Below are 13300 nucleotides of genomic sequence, written 5' to 3' on the forward strand. Positions count from 1 at the left end.
CTCCCGCATCAACCGCGCGGGAATCCGCGAGGTGAGCGCACCCGGCCTGACATGGCGTTGATGGGTCTCACCTCCTCGATCGGATCGGAAGCCACACCCTACCGCAGTACCAGGGCGGGCAGTTCCGCGACCGAGGGCAGCAGATGGGTGTGCGGCGAACGCCCCAGCGTCTCCGCGGACTGTCCGCCGGTGAGCACTCCGACGACCATGGCGGCGCCCGCGTTCGTTCCCGCCTGGAGGTCGCGAGTGGTGTCGCCCGCGACCAGCACCTTCGACACGTCGGTCGTGCCGGTCGCCTCCATCGCGCGGAAGATCATGTACGGCGCGGGCCTGCCCGCGGGCACGTCGTCCACGCAGAGGCTGGCGTCCAGGACACCGGCATCCCAGCCGATCCTGGCCAGCAGGTCGTCGGTGACCTCGCGGTCGAAACCGGTGGTGAGCGCGACCTTCACCCCCGCGGCCCGCAACTTGGCCAGCGCTTCCGGCACACCGGGCAGCGGGACCGGGGGAGTGGTGTCGTAAGCGGCGGCCAGCCTGCCCCGGAAGTCCACATAGATCGATTCCACAGTGGACGGTTCAGGGTCGCCGAGCAGCGCGCTGATCGCCTCCCGCTTGTCCGCGCCCATCCACCGCGAGATGTCCTCGGCCGTCGGGGAGCCGCCCGCGGCCGTCACGGCGTCCGCGAGCGCCGCGTAGACGGCCTGGTGCTCCTCGATGGTGGTGCCCGCCATGTCCAACACGACGAGTTCGATCATGAGGCGGTCTTCCTTCTCGTGGTGCCCGGCTGCCAGTTGCGCACCAGCGCGGGCCGGGACTGCTGGGCGTTCTCGATGCTGAAGCTCGCCAGGTCGGGGCGGTAGCGGTCGTCGGAGTACTCGACCGGCTCACCGCTGACGCTGGTTGCCCGCCGCCGCTCCCGCAGCAGCGGCGCACCAGCCGGGATCTCCAGCAGTTCGCTGTCGGTCGGGTCGGCGGCCACCGCGTCGATGAGGTGGCGGGCAGTGCGGATGTCCACGCCCTGCTCGGCGAGGTGGGCGTAGATCGAACCGGAGTCGCAGTCGAAGTCGAACAGCAGCCTGCCGACGGACTCGATGAACGTGGTCCGCTCGATCATGGTCGGCCGGTCGTCGATCAGCCGCAGCCGCAGCAGCTGCACGACCGGCGTGCCCTCCTCCAGGTCCAGCGCGCCCGCGATCTCGGCGGAGGCGGGCCTGCGGGCGACCTCCAGGGTGCGCTGACCGGGCACCCGGCCCATGCCCGCGACCCAGCTGCTGAAGGACAGGAACGTTTCGAACGGCTGGCTCAGAGCCTGCCGCAACACCACCGGCGGCTTCCCGCGCCCGCCCCCGATCAGCCCCTCGGCGCGCAACGCGGCCAGCGCCTGGCGAACGGGTCCGCGCGAGGCGTCCCACTGCGCGCAGAGCTGGGACTCCGAGGGCACGGCAGCACCCGTCGGCAGCTCACCCGAGGAGATCCTGGCCCGCACATCGGCGGCGATACGTTCATGCAGCGGCTCTTGCACAAAACCTGACTATACAGGTTCTGCCTCGACTGCCAAGTTTGCTGGTAACGGCTTGAACAGCGAAAATGAACCAGAAGTGAACAGGGGCTGGCTGTCTGCGGCTCTGGTTGACAGTCGGTATACACGGCTTACATCGTTCTTGTCATGACAAGTTCTTTCGGTCCGCTCGACACCGCCGATCTGGTGGTGGTCGGAGCGGGCATCGTCGGTCTCGCCCACGCCTACGAGGCGGTGGAACGCGGCCTGTCGGTCGTGGTGGTGGAACGCGACGACCACGCCGTCGGCGCTTCGGTCCGCAACTTCGGCCACGGATGCTTCACGGCCCAGGCCGGCCCGGCCTTGGAGTACGCGCTGGCCGCCCGGGGGCGTTGGCTGCGGCTGGCCAAGGAGACCGGTCTGTGGCTGCGCGAGGGCGGCACCGTGGTGGCGGCCCGCGCCGACGACGAGTACGCCGTGTTGTCCGAGTTCGCCGCCGCCCGCGACGGCCACGCCGTCCTGCTGGACGCCGCGCAGGTCGCCGACCGTGTCCCCGTCGCCGACGGGGTGGTGGGCGGCGCGTGGCTGCCACTGGACGTCCGCGTCGACCCCCGCAGCGCGGTGCGCACCATCGCGGAGTGGCTGGCGGAACGGGGAGTGCGCTTCCACTGGGCCACCACCGCGCACCTGATCGAACCCGGCACCGTCGTCACCAGCCGCGGCACCATCCGCGCCGAGCGCATCGTGCTCGCCGCGGGCCACGATGTCGACCGGCACTTCCCCGACCTCGCCGAAAAGGCCGGGGTCCGGCGCTGCGAACTGAGCATGCTCCGGGTCGCCGCCCCGCACGCCCGCGACATCGAGCCCGCCGTGCTCACCGGCTTCTCGATGCTGCGCTACGAGGGCTTCGGCGTCAGCCCGACCCTGACCGCTCTCCGCGGGCGACTCGAGCAGAACCACGCCGAGTTGGTCGACGCGGGCCTGAACCTGATGTTCACCCAGGCCCCGAACGGCGACCTGATCATCGGCGACACCCACCACTATGGACGGACGCTGGCGCCGTTCCGGCCAGAGCGCCTAGACGAACTGGTGCTCGCCGAGACCGCTCGCCTGCTCGGCGTCCCGGCTCTCACCGTCCGCGAACGCTGGCGCGGCATCTATGCCTCCGCCCCGCAGCCCTTCCTCACCGCGACGCCCGCCGACGGGGTCCGGGCCGTGTCCGTGACCTCGGGCATCGGCATGACCACCGCCCTCGGCCTCGCGCCGCGGGTCCTCGACGACCTCCTGACCTGACACCCGCCACACCCCTGGAGCTTCGCCATGCGTATCAAGACCGCACTCGCCGCCGTGTCCCTGCTCTGTCTCGCGCTCACCGCCTGCGGCGGGGGTGGAACAGCCGACGCGGGCGGCTGTCCCGACGGCAAGGTGCGCTTCGGCGTCGAGCCGTACGAGGACCCCGCCAAGCTGACCCCCGCCTACCAGGTGCTGGCCGGGGCGCTGGAGAAGAAGCTGGGGTGCCCCGTCGAGCTGAAGGTCGTGGAGGACTACTCGGCCGAGGTGCTCGCCATGCGCAACAACCAGCTTGAACTGGCCCAGTTCGGCCCGCTCGGCTACGTCTTCGCCAGCACCAAGGCCGACGCCCAACCGGTCGCCTCCTTCGCCGACGCCGAAGGCAAGCTCACCACCTACACCGCGGGCATCTGGGTGCCCGCCGACTCACCCATCCGGTCGGTGACCGACCTGCGCGGCAAGTCGCTCGCGCTGTCCAGCCCCGGTTCCACCTCCGGCGACGCGCTGCCGCGGTTCGCGCTGAAGAAGGCGGGCATCGAGGAGAAGGACGTCAAGCTCGACTACGCGGGCGGCCACCCGGAGGCGCTGCTGGCGTTGACCAACGGCAAGGTCGAGGCCGCCGAGATCAACACCCAGCAGTTGGCCACCGCCCAGGCCGCGGGCAGCTTCGACCCGACGAAGTTCCGCAAGATCTGGGCTTCCGACCCGATCCCGAACGACCCGATCACCGTGCGCGGCGGGCTACCGGAGGAGTTCAAGAACAAGGTCCGCGACGCGCTGCTCGGCCTGCCGCCCGCCGATGTCGCCAAGGTCGGCGCGCTGCTCGACGTCGAACCGCCCGGCCCGATGGTGACCGTCACCCGCGACACCTACCGCCCGCTGTTCGACCTGGCCACCACCCTCGGCCTCACCGAGAAGGACGTCTGATGCCGGCGTCCGAGCTGGACACCGCACCGCTGGAAATCCGCGGGCTGCACAAGGCCTTCGGCACCCGACAGGCGCTGGCGGGCTTCGACCTGACAGTGCGTCCCGGCGAATTCGTCACCCTGCTGGGCGCCAACGGGTCCGGCAAGTCCACCGCGCTGCGCTGCGTGGTGGGCCTGGAGACCCCGGACGCCGGCGAGATCCGCGTGCAGGGCCGCGCCGCCATGGTGTTCCAGCACATCCACCTGGTGCGCAGGCGCACCGTGTTGGACAACGTCTGCGCGGGAGCGCTGGGCAGGCTGCCCCTGCACCGCTCGCTGAGCCCGCTGCTGTTCCCGCCCGCCCTGCGCGCCGAGGCGATGGCCTGCCTCGACCGGGTGGGCCTCGCCGACCGGGCCGCCGAGCGGGCCGGGCGGCTGTCCGGTGGCCAGCAGCAGCGCGTGGCCATCGCGCGGGCCTTGTGCCAGCGCGCGAAGGTGCTGCTGGCCGACGAGCCGGTGTCGGCATTGGACCCCAGCGCGGCCGAGCAGGTCGTCGCGCTGCTCGCCGAACTCGCCCGCGAGGGCCTGGCGGTGGCGGCCGTGCTGCACCAGCCGCAGTTGGCCCGCCGCTACGCCGACCGCATCATCGGCCTGCTGCACGGTCGCGTCGCCATCGACGCAGCGCCCGACGACCTCGACCCGGCCCGAATCGACGCCCTGTATGTGCCGGGAGGCCCCGCATGAGCACCCTCGCGCCGCCGCGACGCCACCGCCTCGCGGCCTGGCAGTTCGGGCTGATCGTCGCGGTGGTCGCGGTCCACGTGCTGGCCTGGGATGCCACGGAGTTCTCACCCGCCGCCCTGGTGGAGGGCTGGCGGGGGATGGCCGACTTCCTCACCCAGGCCCTGCCGCCGGATCTGACCCGGGACACCGTGCTGGCCCCCAGCCTGGAGGCCGCGCTCGTCACCCTCTACATCGGACTGCTCGGCACCACCTTCTCGGTGCCCTTCGCGATCGTGCTGGCCCTGCTGGCCGCCCGGCCCACCGCGCCCGGTGCCGTCACCTACCAGTTCGCCCGGTCGCTGCTGTCCTTCCTGCGCTCGGTGCCCGACGTGGTCTTCGCGTTGATCTTCGTGACCGCCGTCGGCCTCGGCCCGTTCGCCGGTGTGCTGGCGCTGGTGTTCCACAACACCGGGGTGATGGGCAAGCTGTGGGCGGAGGCCATGGAGGACAGCGACCCCGGCCCACGCGACGCGCTGCGCGTCGGCGGCGCCTCCACCATCCAAGTCGCCGCCAACGCCGTGCTGCCCACGGTGCTGCCGCAGCTCACCGGCCTGCTGCTGTACCGCCTGGACGTCAACGTGCGGTCCTCGCTGGTGCTTGGCCTGGTCGGCGCGGGCGGCATCGGCTTCCTGATCAACCAGTCCATCAAGCTGTTCCGTTTCGACCAGATGGTCACCCACATCCTCGTGGTGCTCGTCCTGGTCATCGCAGTCGACCAGCTGTCCGCGCTGGTCCGCCGCCGTATCGGCGGCTAGTCCTGCACACCCTCCCAAAGGAATACAGGATGAAGTTTCCGTCCCGGAAGCTCGCGTTGATCAGCACCCTGGCCGCGGCCGCGCTGCTCACCGCGGCCAACCTCCCCGCCACCTCCGCCGCCCCCGTGAAGAAGGTGGTCGTCTTCGGCATCGACGGCCTCAACTTCGACCAGATCGCCCCTGCCAACACCCCGACTCTCGACGCCCTGATCGGCTCCGGCCGCTCCAGCACCACCTGGCTCTACGCCCCGCCGATGGCGCCCACCCTGTCCGGCCCCGGCTGGGCCACCATCGCCACCGGCGTCTGGCCCGACAAGCACAAAGTCACCAGCAACAACTGGGGTTCGAGCACCAACCTGTCCAGCTACCCCGACTTCCTGACCCGCCTGGAGAGCGCCAACAGCGCGCTGTCCACCTACGCCATCGCCGACTGGTCCCCGCTGACCACCAACAGCGCGGGCCAGGCCATCTTCAGTGACCGCATCGACAAGAAGGAAACGGTCAGCGACGCCCCCGGCTACGAGGAGGCCGACCGCACCATCGCCACCAAAGCGGCCGACCACCTGCGCACCACCGGTCCCGACGCGTCCTTCGTGTACTTCGGCGAGGTCGACATCGCGGGCCACAACTGCGGCACCGCGGGCTCCTGCTACCGGCCCGCGATCGAGCACACCGACCAGAACATCGGCAAGGTCATCGACGCCATCAAGTCCCGGCCGACCTACGCCAACGAGACCTGGACGTTCATCGTCTCCACCGACCACGGCCACACCCCGGCCGGTGGGCACGGGGGCAGCACCCCGCCCGAGCGTTCCTCGTTCATCATCCAGACCGGCCCCGGTGTGCCCCACGAGACCCCGACCGTGAAGCCCAAAAACACCGACATCGCCACCACCGTGCTGTCCCACTTCGGGGTCAGCGCCGACCTCGACGGCCAAGTCCTCGGCACCGCGTCACCCGACCCGCTGGACACCATGGCAGGCGCCCTGAAGTCCAGAGTGGACGAGACCGGCATCCCGGCGGGCGTGGTGGGCTGGACCAAATCCACCCCGTCGGGATGGAGCATCGACAACGCGCGCATGGGCACCGGCGGGATGACCGAATGGCGCGGCTGGACGCTGACCAACGACGACTTCTGGACCAAGACCCAACGCGACCAGCAGCGGGAGAGCAACGTCCGGGCCCGCGGCGTCTTCGCCGTCGCCGACTCCGACGAGTGGGCCGACAAGTCCTTCAGCGGTACGTTCACCAGCACCTTGACCTCGCCCACCCGCGACGTGACCGGCAAGTCCACGGCCACGATCGGCTTCGGCTCCCACTACCTCAAGGAAGGCTCCGAAACCGCCACCGTCACCGTCTCCTTCGACGGCGGCGCCCAGACCACCGTCCTGACCTACACGGGCAACGCCATCGCCAAACAGGAACGCCTCACCGTGAACGTCCCCTCCGGCGCCCGCAGCCTGGTCGTCCGCTGGACGCTGGCCAACGGCGACAACAACTGGTACTGGGCCGTCGACAACCCACAGATCGGCTGAGTCCCCGACAAAAATGAGTGCGGCACCTGGACTCGGACCAGGTGCCGCACTCAACCCTCTGCGGTGACGGCCTACTGGAGCCGTGCGCGGAGAAGGCCCTTGCCCTGCTCGGCGCCCTTGCGGCTCTCGGCCTGGGCCTTGCGGAAGAAGTCCGCCAACTCGGCGTCGCCATCGCGCTCGGCGTCCTGGATGTAGGTCTCCAGGCGCAGCGCGTTGCTCAGACAGGCTTCGACGAACCAGATGATGTTGTAGTTCTTGTCCTTCGTGCCGGTGACGTGACCGGCCTCAGTCGACGCAGTCATCGACGTTGTGCCTCCTTCACCTCTGTCGCAGTCCTCTCCTCGGCTACCCACCCCAGGGGAGGCCATGCAACGCCTCAGCGCTCAACTTTGGCGAGGCCGATATTCCAGTACCTCCACCAATGCGTTGACGTGCGGTGCCGCCGGGCAACGAGCCGTGCTGATGACCGGCTGAGGTGAACGCCGGGAGAGACTGTGCGCATGCCACGTCTCTCCCGGCGCACCCGCAGGTGGCTGATCGCCGCCGTGATCGTCGTCCTCGCCCTGCCGCTCGCCGGATACGGCCTGTTGACGCTGGCGAGTTCACGCACCTTCCAGTTCTACGGCGGCTTGACCGCGCGGGTGGACACCGCCGAGAAGGTCGTGGCGCTGACCTTCGACGACGGCCCCGACCCGGATGGAACCGCCGCCGTGCTCGACACCCTGCGCGCCAAAGACGTCCGCGCGACCTTCTACGTCATCGGCGAGGAGCTCACGAAGCACCCTGAACTGGGCCGGGCGCTCGCCGAGGCCGGTCACGAGCTGGGCAACCACACCTACTCCCACCAGCGCATGATGTTCGTGACGCCGAGATTCGCCGCCGAGGAGGTGGAGCGGACCGACGCCCTGATCCGCGCCACCGGCTACCGCGGCGAGATCACCTTCCGCCCGCCCAACGGCAAGAAGCTGATCGCCCTGCCCCGCTACCTCGACCAACACCAGCGCAAGACCGTCATGTGGGATGTCGAGCCCAACACCCACCCCGACGTCGACTCCGACGCCGCGAAGATCGTCGCGCACACCGTCGACACCGTGCGGCCCGGCTCGATCATCCTGCTGCACCCCATGTACCGGGGCCGCGAGCAGACCCGCGAGGCGATCGGCCCGATGATCGACCGGCTGCGCGAGCGCGGCTACCGCTTCGTAACGGTCTCCGAACTGCTCCGCTAGCGCCGGTTGTACGCCGCGATGGCGCCGAACACCTCCTTGGGCTCCCACCGGTACGGCGACAGCGGGTCTTGGTGCTCCTGGCGGATCGTCTTCACCGCGGCGAAGCTCGCCAGGTCGTAGTCGTACTCCCACTCCGTCGAATGCGGGCTGTCCACGCTGATGAACTCGAAGACGTTGGCCGCGTAGACGCCCGCCCGGTCGAAGATGCCCAGCATGCGGGTGACGTGCTCGGCCTGCGTCCGCTCGCTGCGCACCCAGTCGCCGACGACCACCGGCGGCGTCGCCTCCCAGTCGACGACGGTGAAGCCCAACCCGCCCTTCTCCGGAGCGCCCTCGAAGGTGCAGGAGCCGAACTCGCAGATCACGATCGGCTTCCCCCACTTGCGGAACTCGGCCAGCTCACGCAGGTATCCCGAGTCCTCCTTGTGGTAGGAGTAGTAGTCGGGGCTCACGAAGTCCAGCAGGTTCCAGTCCACCGGTTCGGCGTGCGAGGCACCGTAGGCCAGCCTGCCGCGGAAGTTGGCCCGGCCCACCTTGACGGCCTTGGGCAGGTACTCCTGAAACCTCCGCATGGCCGCGGGCATGTCGACCTTGCCCTCCATCAGGTTCTTGAACCGCTCGTACCAGTGGTCGCCGGGCACGATCCCTGGCGTGAACATGAGGAACTCGCAGCCGATGTTGAAGTCGATCCGCGCCCCGTTGCGTCGCGCGTTCTCCGCGTATCGGGCGGCCTCCGCCTCGTGGTCGAGGATGTCCTGCTGCGAGTAATCGGTCAGCCGCGGCTGAAGCCACACATGCAGCCCCCGCTCCAACGCCTCGTCGGCGGTGGCCTTGAGCCGGTCCAACTCCATGCCGTAGATGCTGATCGAGTTGCAGCGCAGCCCGTCGCTGACCGCCCGGATCTCCTTGCGCATCAGGGTGTTGCTCCAGACCGGCCGGGTGTTCTCACCCGGCGCGATGTAGGTGCCGGTGTTGTAGCAGATCCCCCGATGCCGTCGCCGGTTCCCGGCCGCGGCCGGACTTGCTGACACCCCGGCCAGCACCCCGGCAGCCGCGGCGCCCTTCAGGAACGTGGCTCGGCTGAAACTCATGATCTCCCCACACGGACAGCTGTGTCGCTGCCAGCCTGCCGAGATAGGGGAGCGGAGGCATCGATCGAAGGGCCTGGCCCAGGGTGACCAAAGTAGCTCCGGAAGGCGCGCGGCTCGACGAAAGTAGCGGCCGTGGGAAACGCTCGCCTGTCAGGAGGGCGCAGATCCGGTTGTACCCGCCCTCGGGGAACCCGTAGCGGGATGCTAAAACACTGGCTCTGGTGGGCTATCGCGCTACGCCGAAGTGGTGTTCCGCCGGCCTAGATGCGACGTTGGAGCGTCTACTCGACGACGAGCGGACACTGTGTGTGCGAGGAAACCGGAGTTTTACAACCACGCGCAGCCGCGTTCTGACAGAGTGTCGGTTGACAAAACCCGGGCCATGCTGTGGGAGGCGATGAGTGCATAGTCAAGGGGGCGAACGCGGTCGGCACTCCGCCGGGATCTCCGTGCACGACCTTCTGGCGATGCACGGGCAGCTGCCCGACGTGCGGCCCGAGTACGAGGTCTACGCCGCCGACGAGTCTCCGACGGTGCCGTTCTACGCGCCGACTGACCAGCTTGAGCTCGCGGTGCTCGCCCAGCACCTGCGATACGCGGCGGCCGCCGATCAGGAGCAGGACTACGAGCAGGAGCTTCCGCAGCCCTGGTTCGAGCCGGAGCCGATGTTCGTGCCGGAGCCCGTCGGCGACACCGACGAGGTGATCGACGCCGACCTCGACGAGGACGAGCGCGAGGCGGACGAGGATGAGGACGACGACGAGATCGCCGTGGTCGCCGCCCCGCCGCCGCGGCGCAAGAAGCGCACGTTGGCCAAGGTCAGCGCGGTGGCCGCGCTGGTGGTCGTGGGCATCCCGGTCGGCTATGCGCTCACCACCGACACCGAGCGCAAGCCGGTCACCCCGGAGCCGCTGGGCTTCAGCGGCACCGAGTCCTCCCACCCAACGACGACGCCGACCACCACCGAGCAGATGTCGCTGACGCCGACCGAGACCACCACCGCGGAGCCGACCACCACCTCGCACAGCGCGGCCCACCATCCGCCGACGTCCTCCTCGGCCCCCCGCTCGGCGACGAAGACGCAGGCCCCGCCGCCCCCGCCGCAGACCCCACGGCCGACCCAGACGCAGCCGCCGCCGACCACGAAGACCAAGCCGCCCTGCGTGCTGCTCTGCTGATCGGTGCGTTACGGACACGTGTAACGCGGGACTCACCCGGGTGAACCGGCTTCGCGGCAATTTCTGGTGATTGCTGACAAGACTCGTTGACGTTTATAAACGCTTCTGGGTGAGCCGGCCGCCGTCTGCTTACGGTGTGCGCGTGCTGACTGGACTCAAACGTTTCCGTATCCTCGTACCCGTTGTCGCGGTGCTCACCGCGGCGGTTTCCGTGGTGGGCGCAACGGCATATTCGGCGCCAAACACGGAAGCGCAAGCCGCCGTCGAGCCCGGTCCGAATGACGATTCCTTCTACACCCCGCCCTCGCCGCTGCCCGGCGGTGCGCCCGGTGATGTCATCCGCTGGCGCCCGAGCCGGATCGGCGACCCCTACCAGCGGCAGAAGGCGACCGCCTGGGAGGTCATGTACCTCTCCAAGGACGCCCTGAACCAGCCCAACGCCGTCACCGGAACCATCCTGGTGCCCAAGGGCAAGGACCCGGCGACGGTGCCGATCGTCAGCTTCGCGGCAGGCACCCACGGCCCGGCGTTCCGCTGCGCGCCGTCGAAGATGTTCAGCGTCGGCGCGCACTACGAGCAGCCCGCCATCAGCGACCTGGTCAACTCGGGCTACGCCGTCGCCATGACCGACTACGAGGGCTACAAGCAGGACCCGAAGACCACCTACGTCACCGGCCGCTCCGAGGGCCACGCGGTGATCGACGTGGTCCGTGCCGCGACCAAGCTGCCCGAGACGAAGCTGGACCCCAAGGCCAAGGTGCTCTTCCGCGGCTACTCCCAGGGCGGCGGCGCCGCGGCCTGGGCCGGTCAGCTTCAGCCCGAGTACGCCCCCGAGTTGAACCTGGTGGGCGTGGTGGCGGGTGGCGTGCCCGGCAACTTGGCCTCGGTGGCGCTGAAGTTGGACGGACAGTTCGGGTTCGGCTTCCTGGCGTACGCGTTGTTGGGTCTGAGCAACGCATACCCCGAGCTCAAGCTGGAGACCTACCTCAACGAGGCGGGCACCGAGCAGTTCGCCAGGATGGCCCGCGAGGTCTGCACGGTCGAACTGATCGTGAACTACAAGGGCAAGAAGCTCTCCGAGTACTTCAAGACCAACCCGCTGGCCACGAAGGCCTGGCTGGACCGGGTCAACGAGAACCAGGTCGGCACCATGCCCATCAAGGTGCCGGTCTTCCAGTACCACGCGTCCAAGGACGACATCGTGGACTTCAACCAGGCGTCCACCCTGCGCACCACCTACTGCAAGGCGGGCGTGAACCTGACCTGGAAGACCTACGACACCAACCACATCACCGGTGTCTACCAGGGCAACGCCGATGCGCTCCAGTTCATCAAGGACCGCGTCGCAGGCGCCCAGCCGTCCAACAACTGCTCGGCCTAGCAGGGGGGTGATGAGCGGGAGCTCCGAAGCAAAAACGGTGCTCCCGCTCATAACCCCGGTGATAAGAAAACAGCAGTCTTTTTGGGTGACAACACTTTCGAGAACCAGCCGGTTGCGTGACCCGTCACACGTAAGTAACGTTTTGTCCAGGTAATTGAATCTGAACGTATTTCCGCGAATTCGCGAGTCGGTTCTGTTGAGGTCTAAAGTGATCGTCGGACCGAACAGGATGCGGACAAAGGAGCCCGGACGTGGACCTCGGCTCAAACCAGGCATCTGTGGAGGTATCTCCGGCACCGGGCCTAGCGGCCCGGCATTCGGAAGGCCTTGCCTGGTACCGCCACCGGGTCTCGTCCGTATAAAGAGGACGGCGGCGGTGAGCCGCTCCAACTCGGCCTCCGCCGTCCTCTCCGCCTCTCTCGCGACACCGCGGCAATAGGTCGCTCCGGGAGGTGCGGTGGGCGTCGAGGTAGTCGTCGAGGGGCTGTCCAAGACTTTCGGGCGGCAGAACATCTGGCGCGATGTGTCGCTGACATTGCCGCCAGGCGAGATCAGCGTCCTGCTGGGACCGTCGGGCACCGGCAAGTCGGTGTTCCTGAAGTCGCTGATCGGCCTGATCAAGCCGGAGGAGGGCCGGGTCGTCATCGACGGCACCGACATCCTCCGTTGTTCGGAGCGCAAGCTCTACGAGATCCGCAAGCTGTTCGGCGTGCTGTTCCAGGACGGCGCCCTGTTCGGCTCGATGGACCTGTTCGACAACATCGCCTTCCCCCTGCGCGAGCACACGAAGAAGGGCGAGGCGGAGATCCGGCGCATCGTCATGGAGAAGATGGAGATGGTCGGCCTCATCGGCGCGGAGCGCAAGCTCCCCGGTGAGATCTCCGGCGGCATGCGCAAGCGAGCCGGTCTGGCCCGCGCGCTGGTGCTGGACCCGGAGATCATCCTCTTCGACGAGCCCGACTCAGGTCTGGACCCGGTCCGCACGGCGCTGCTCAACCAGCTGATCGTGGACCTCAACGCCCAGATCGACGCGACGTTCCTCATCGTCACCCACGACATCGGCACCGCCCGAACGGTGCCGGACAACATCGGCATGCTGTTCCGCAGGGAACTGGTCATGTTCGGACCCCGCGAGGTCCTGCTGACCTCCACCGAGCCGGTCGTGGAGCAGTTCCTCAACGGCCGCTGCGAAGGCCCGATCGGCATGAGCGAGGAGAAGGACGCCGCCCTGGTCGCAGCCGAGATGGCCACCCTGGACAGCAGGCGGGTCGGCCTCCCGGCGATCATGCAGCAGCTGACCCCCACCCCCGGCCTGCCGGTCCGCTGGGCCGAGCGCCGCCGCCGTGACCGCGTCCTCAGCGGTCTGCACACGCTGCCCCCCGCGGCGCAGCAGGCCATCCTGGACAGCTTCGCGGGCAGCACCGCGGGAGCGGGCAGGTAAATGCTGCCCCCGCTGGGTCTCAACGATCAGGAGCGGATCGGCCCGGACGAGTTCGAGCGTGTACTCGACCGGGTCGCCCGCGACCGCGCGGACACGACCACGCGGGGCGTCCGGATCTGCGTGGCCGCGGCCCTGATCGCCGCGCTGATCTGGGCGGTCGTCCTCACGATCCTCTGACCCGCTCACCGCCCGCCCCGCGCAGCCAGAGCTATCG

14 protein-coding genes are annotated in these 13300 nt (G+C 68.9%); 10 read left to right on the forward strand and 4 right to left on the reverse strand.

Annotated elements, in window-relative coordinates:
• Positions 1–98: 98 nt before the first annotated feature.
• Together ACU6XJ_RS22460 and ACU6XJ_RS22465 are read right to left on the reverse strand one after the other, a co-directional pair.
• Positions 99–755, reverse strand: coding sequence for a phosphonatase-like hydrolase (locus ACU6XJ_RS22460; RefSeq protein ID WP_476315150.1), 657 nt, complete (start codon positions 753–755; stop codon positions 99–101).
• On the reverse strand, positions 752–1522 hold the full coding sequence (locus ACU6XJ_RS22465) for a GntR family transcriptional regulator (RefSeq protein WP_476315153.1): 771 nt from the start codon (positions 1520–1522) through the stop codon (positions 752–754). The genes ACU6XJ_RS22460 and ACU6XJ_RS22465 overlap by 4 nt, the downstream gene beginning before the upstream one ends.
• A 144-nt stretch (positions 1523–1666) precedes the next feature.
• Here ACU6XJ_RS22465 and ACU6XJ_RS22470 point away from each other — a divergent pair, with 144 nt between their 5' ends.
• The 5 genes from ACU6XJ_RS22470 to ACU6XJ_RS22490 are packed head-to-tail and all read left to right on the forward strand — an operon-like array spanning position 1667 to position 6766.
• A complete protein-coding gene (locus ACU6XJ_RS22470; protein WP_476315156.1) occupies positions 1667–2791 on the forward strand; it encodes a TIGR03364 family FAD-dependent oxidoreductase in 1125 nt (374 codons plus the stop codon).
• 27 nt (positions 2792–2818) lie between these two features.
• Complete coding sequence (locus tag ACU6XJ_RS22475) at positions 2819–3715, forward strand: phosphate/phosphite/phosphonate ABC transporter substrate-binding protein (protein WP_476315159.1); 897 nt, start codon at positions 2819–2821, stop codon at positions 3713–3715.
• Positions 3715–4437 carry a phosphonate ABC transporter ATP-binding protein gene (locus ACU6XJ_RS22480; RefSeq protein WP_476315162.1) on the forward strand — a complete coding sequence of 241 codons (723 nt, stop codon included), beginning with the start codon at positions 3715–3717 and terminating at the stop codon, positions 4435–4437. The genes ACU6XJ_RS22475 and ACU6XJ_RS22480 overlap by 1 nt, the downstream gene beginning before the upstream one ends.
• Positions 4434–5231: a phosphonate ABC transporter, permease protein PhnE gene (gene phnE / locus ACU6XJ_RS22485; RefSeq protein ID WP_476315165.1), complete on the forward strand. Its 798-nt coding sequence runs from the start codon at positions 4434–4436 to the stop codon at positions 5229–5231. The genes ACU6XJ_RS22480 and phnE overlap by 4 nt, the downstream gene beginning before the upstream one ends.
• Positions 5232–5260: 29 nt before the next feature.
• Positions 5261–6766: an alkaline phosphatase family protein gene (locus tag ACU6XJ_RS22490; RefSeq protein WP_476315168.1), complete on the forward strand. Its 1506-nt coding sequence runs from the start codon at positions 5261–5263 to the stop codon at positions 6764–6766.
• Between the two features lie 71 nt (positions 6767–6837).
• Here ACU6XJ_RS22490 and ACU6XJ_RS22495 read toward each other — a convergent pair whose 3' ends face one another.
• Positions 6838–7068 (reverse strand): hypothetical protein, encoded by a 231-nt coding sequence (locus ACU6XJ_RS22495; RefSeq protein ID WP_476315171.1) that lies wholly within the window; start codon positions 7066–7068, stop codon positions 6838–6840.
• A 198-nt stretch (positions 7069–7266) separates the two neighbouring features.
• On the opposite strand from ACU6XJ_RS22495, the gene ACU6XJ_RS22500 reads away from it, so the two are divergent.
• Positions 7267–7995: a polysaccharide deacetylase family protein gene (locus tag ACU6XJ_RS22500; RefSeq protein WP_476315174.1), complete on the forward strand. Its 729-nt coding sequence runs from the start codon at positions 7267–7269 to the stop codon at positions 7993–7995.
• Here the strand turns inward: ACU6XJ_RS22500 and ACU6XJ_RS22505 are convergent.
• Entirely contained in the window at positions 7992–9086 is a 1095-nt protein-coding gene (locus tag ACU6XJ_RS22505; RefSeq protein ID WP_476315177.1) for an abortive phage infection protein, read from the reverse strand. The two genes, ACU6XJ_RS22500 and ACU6XJ_RS22505, sit on opposite strands and share 4 nt — an antisense overlap.
• 449 nt (positions 9087–9535) lie before the next feature.
• Here ACU6XJ_RS22505 and ACU6XJ_RS22510 point away from each other — a divergent pair, with 449 nt between their 5' ends.
• From ACU6XJ_RS22510 to ACU6XJ_RS22525, 4 genes are all read left to right on the forward strand, one after another.
• Entirely contained in the window at positions 9536–10264 is a 729-nt protein-coding gene (locus ACU6XJ_RS22510) for a hypothetical protein (RefSeq protein ID WP_476315180.1), read from the forward strand.
• Between the two features lie 142 nt (positions 10265–10406).
• On the forward strand, positions 10407–11645 hold the full coding sequence (locus tag ACU6XJ_RS22515) for a lipase family protein (RefSeq protein WP_476315182.1): 1239 nt from the start codon (positions 10407–10409) through the stop codon (positions 11643–11645).
• A 457-nt stretch (positions 11646–12102) separates the two neighbouring features.
• Positions 12103–13086 carry an ABC transporter ATP-binding protein gene (locus ACU6XJ_RS22520; protein ID WP_476315185.1) on the forward strand — a complete coding sequence of 328 codons (984 nt, stop codon included), beginning with the start codon at positions 12103–12105 and terminating at the stop codon, positions 13084–13086.
• Positions 13087–13263, forward strand: coding sequence for a hypothetical protein (locus ACU6XJ_RS22525; protein WP_476315188.1), 177 nt, complete (start codon positions 13087–13089; stop codon positions 13261–13263).
• Positions 13264–13300: the final 37 nt, after the last annotated feature.

The sequence above is a fragment of the Actinorectispora metalli genome (assembly GCF_056323685.1).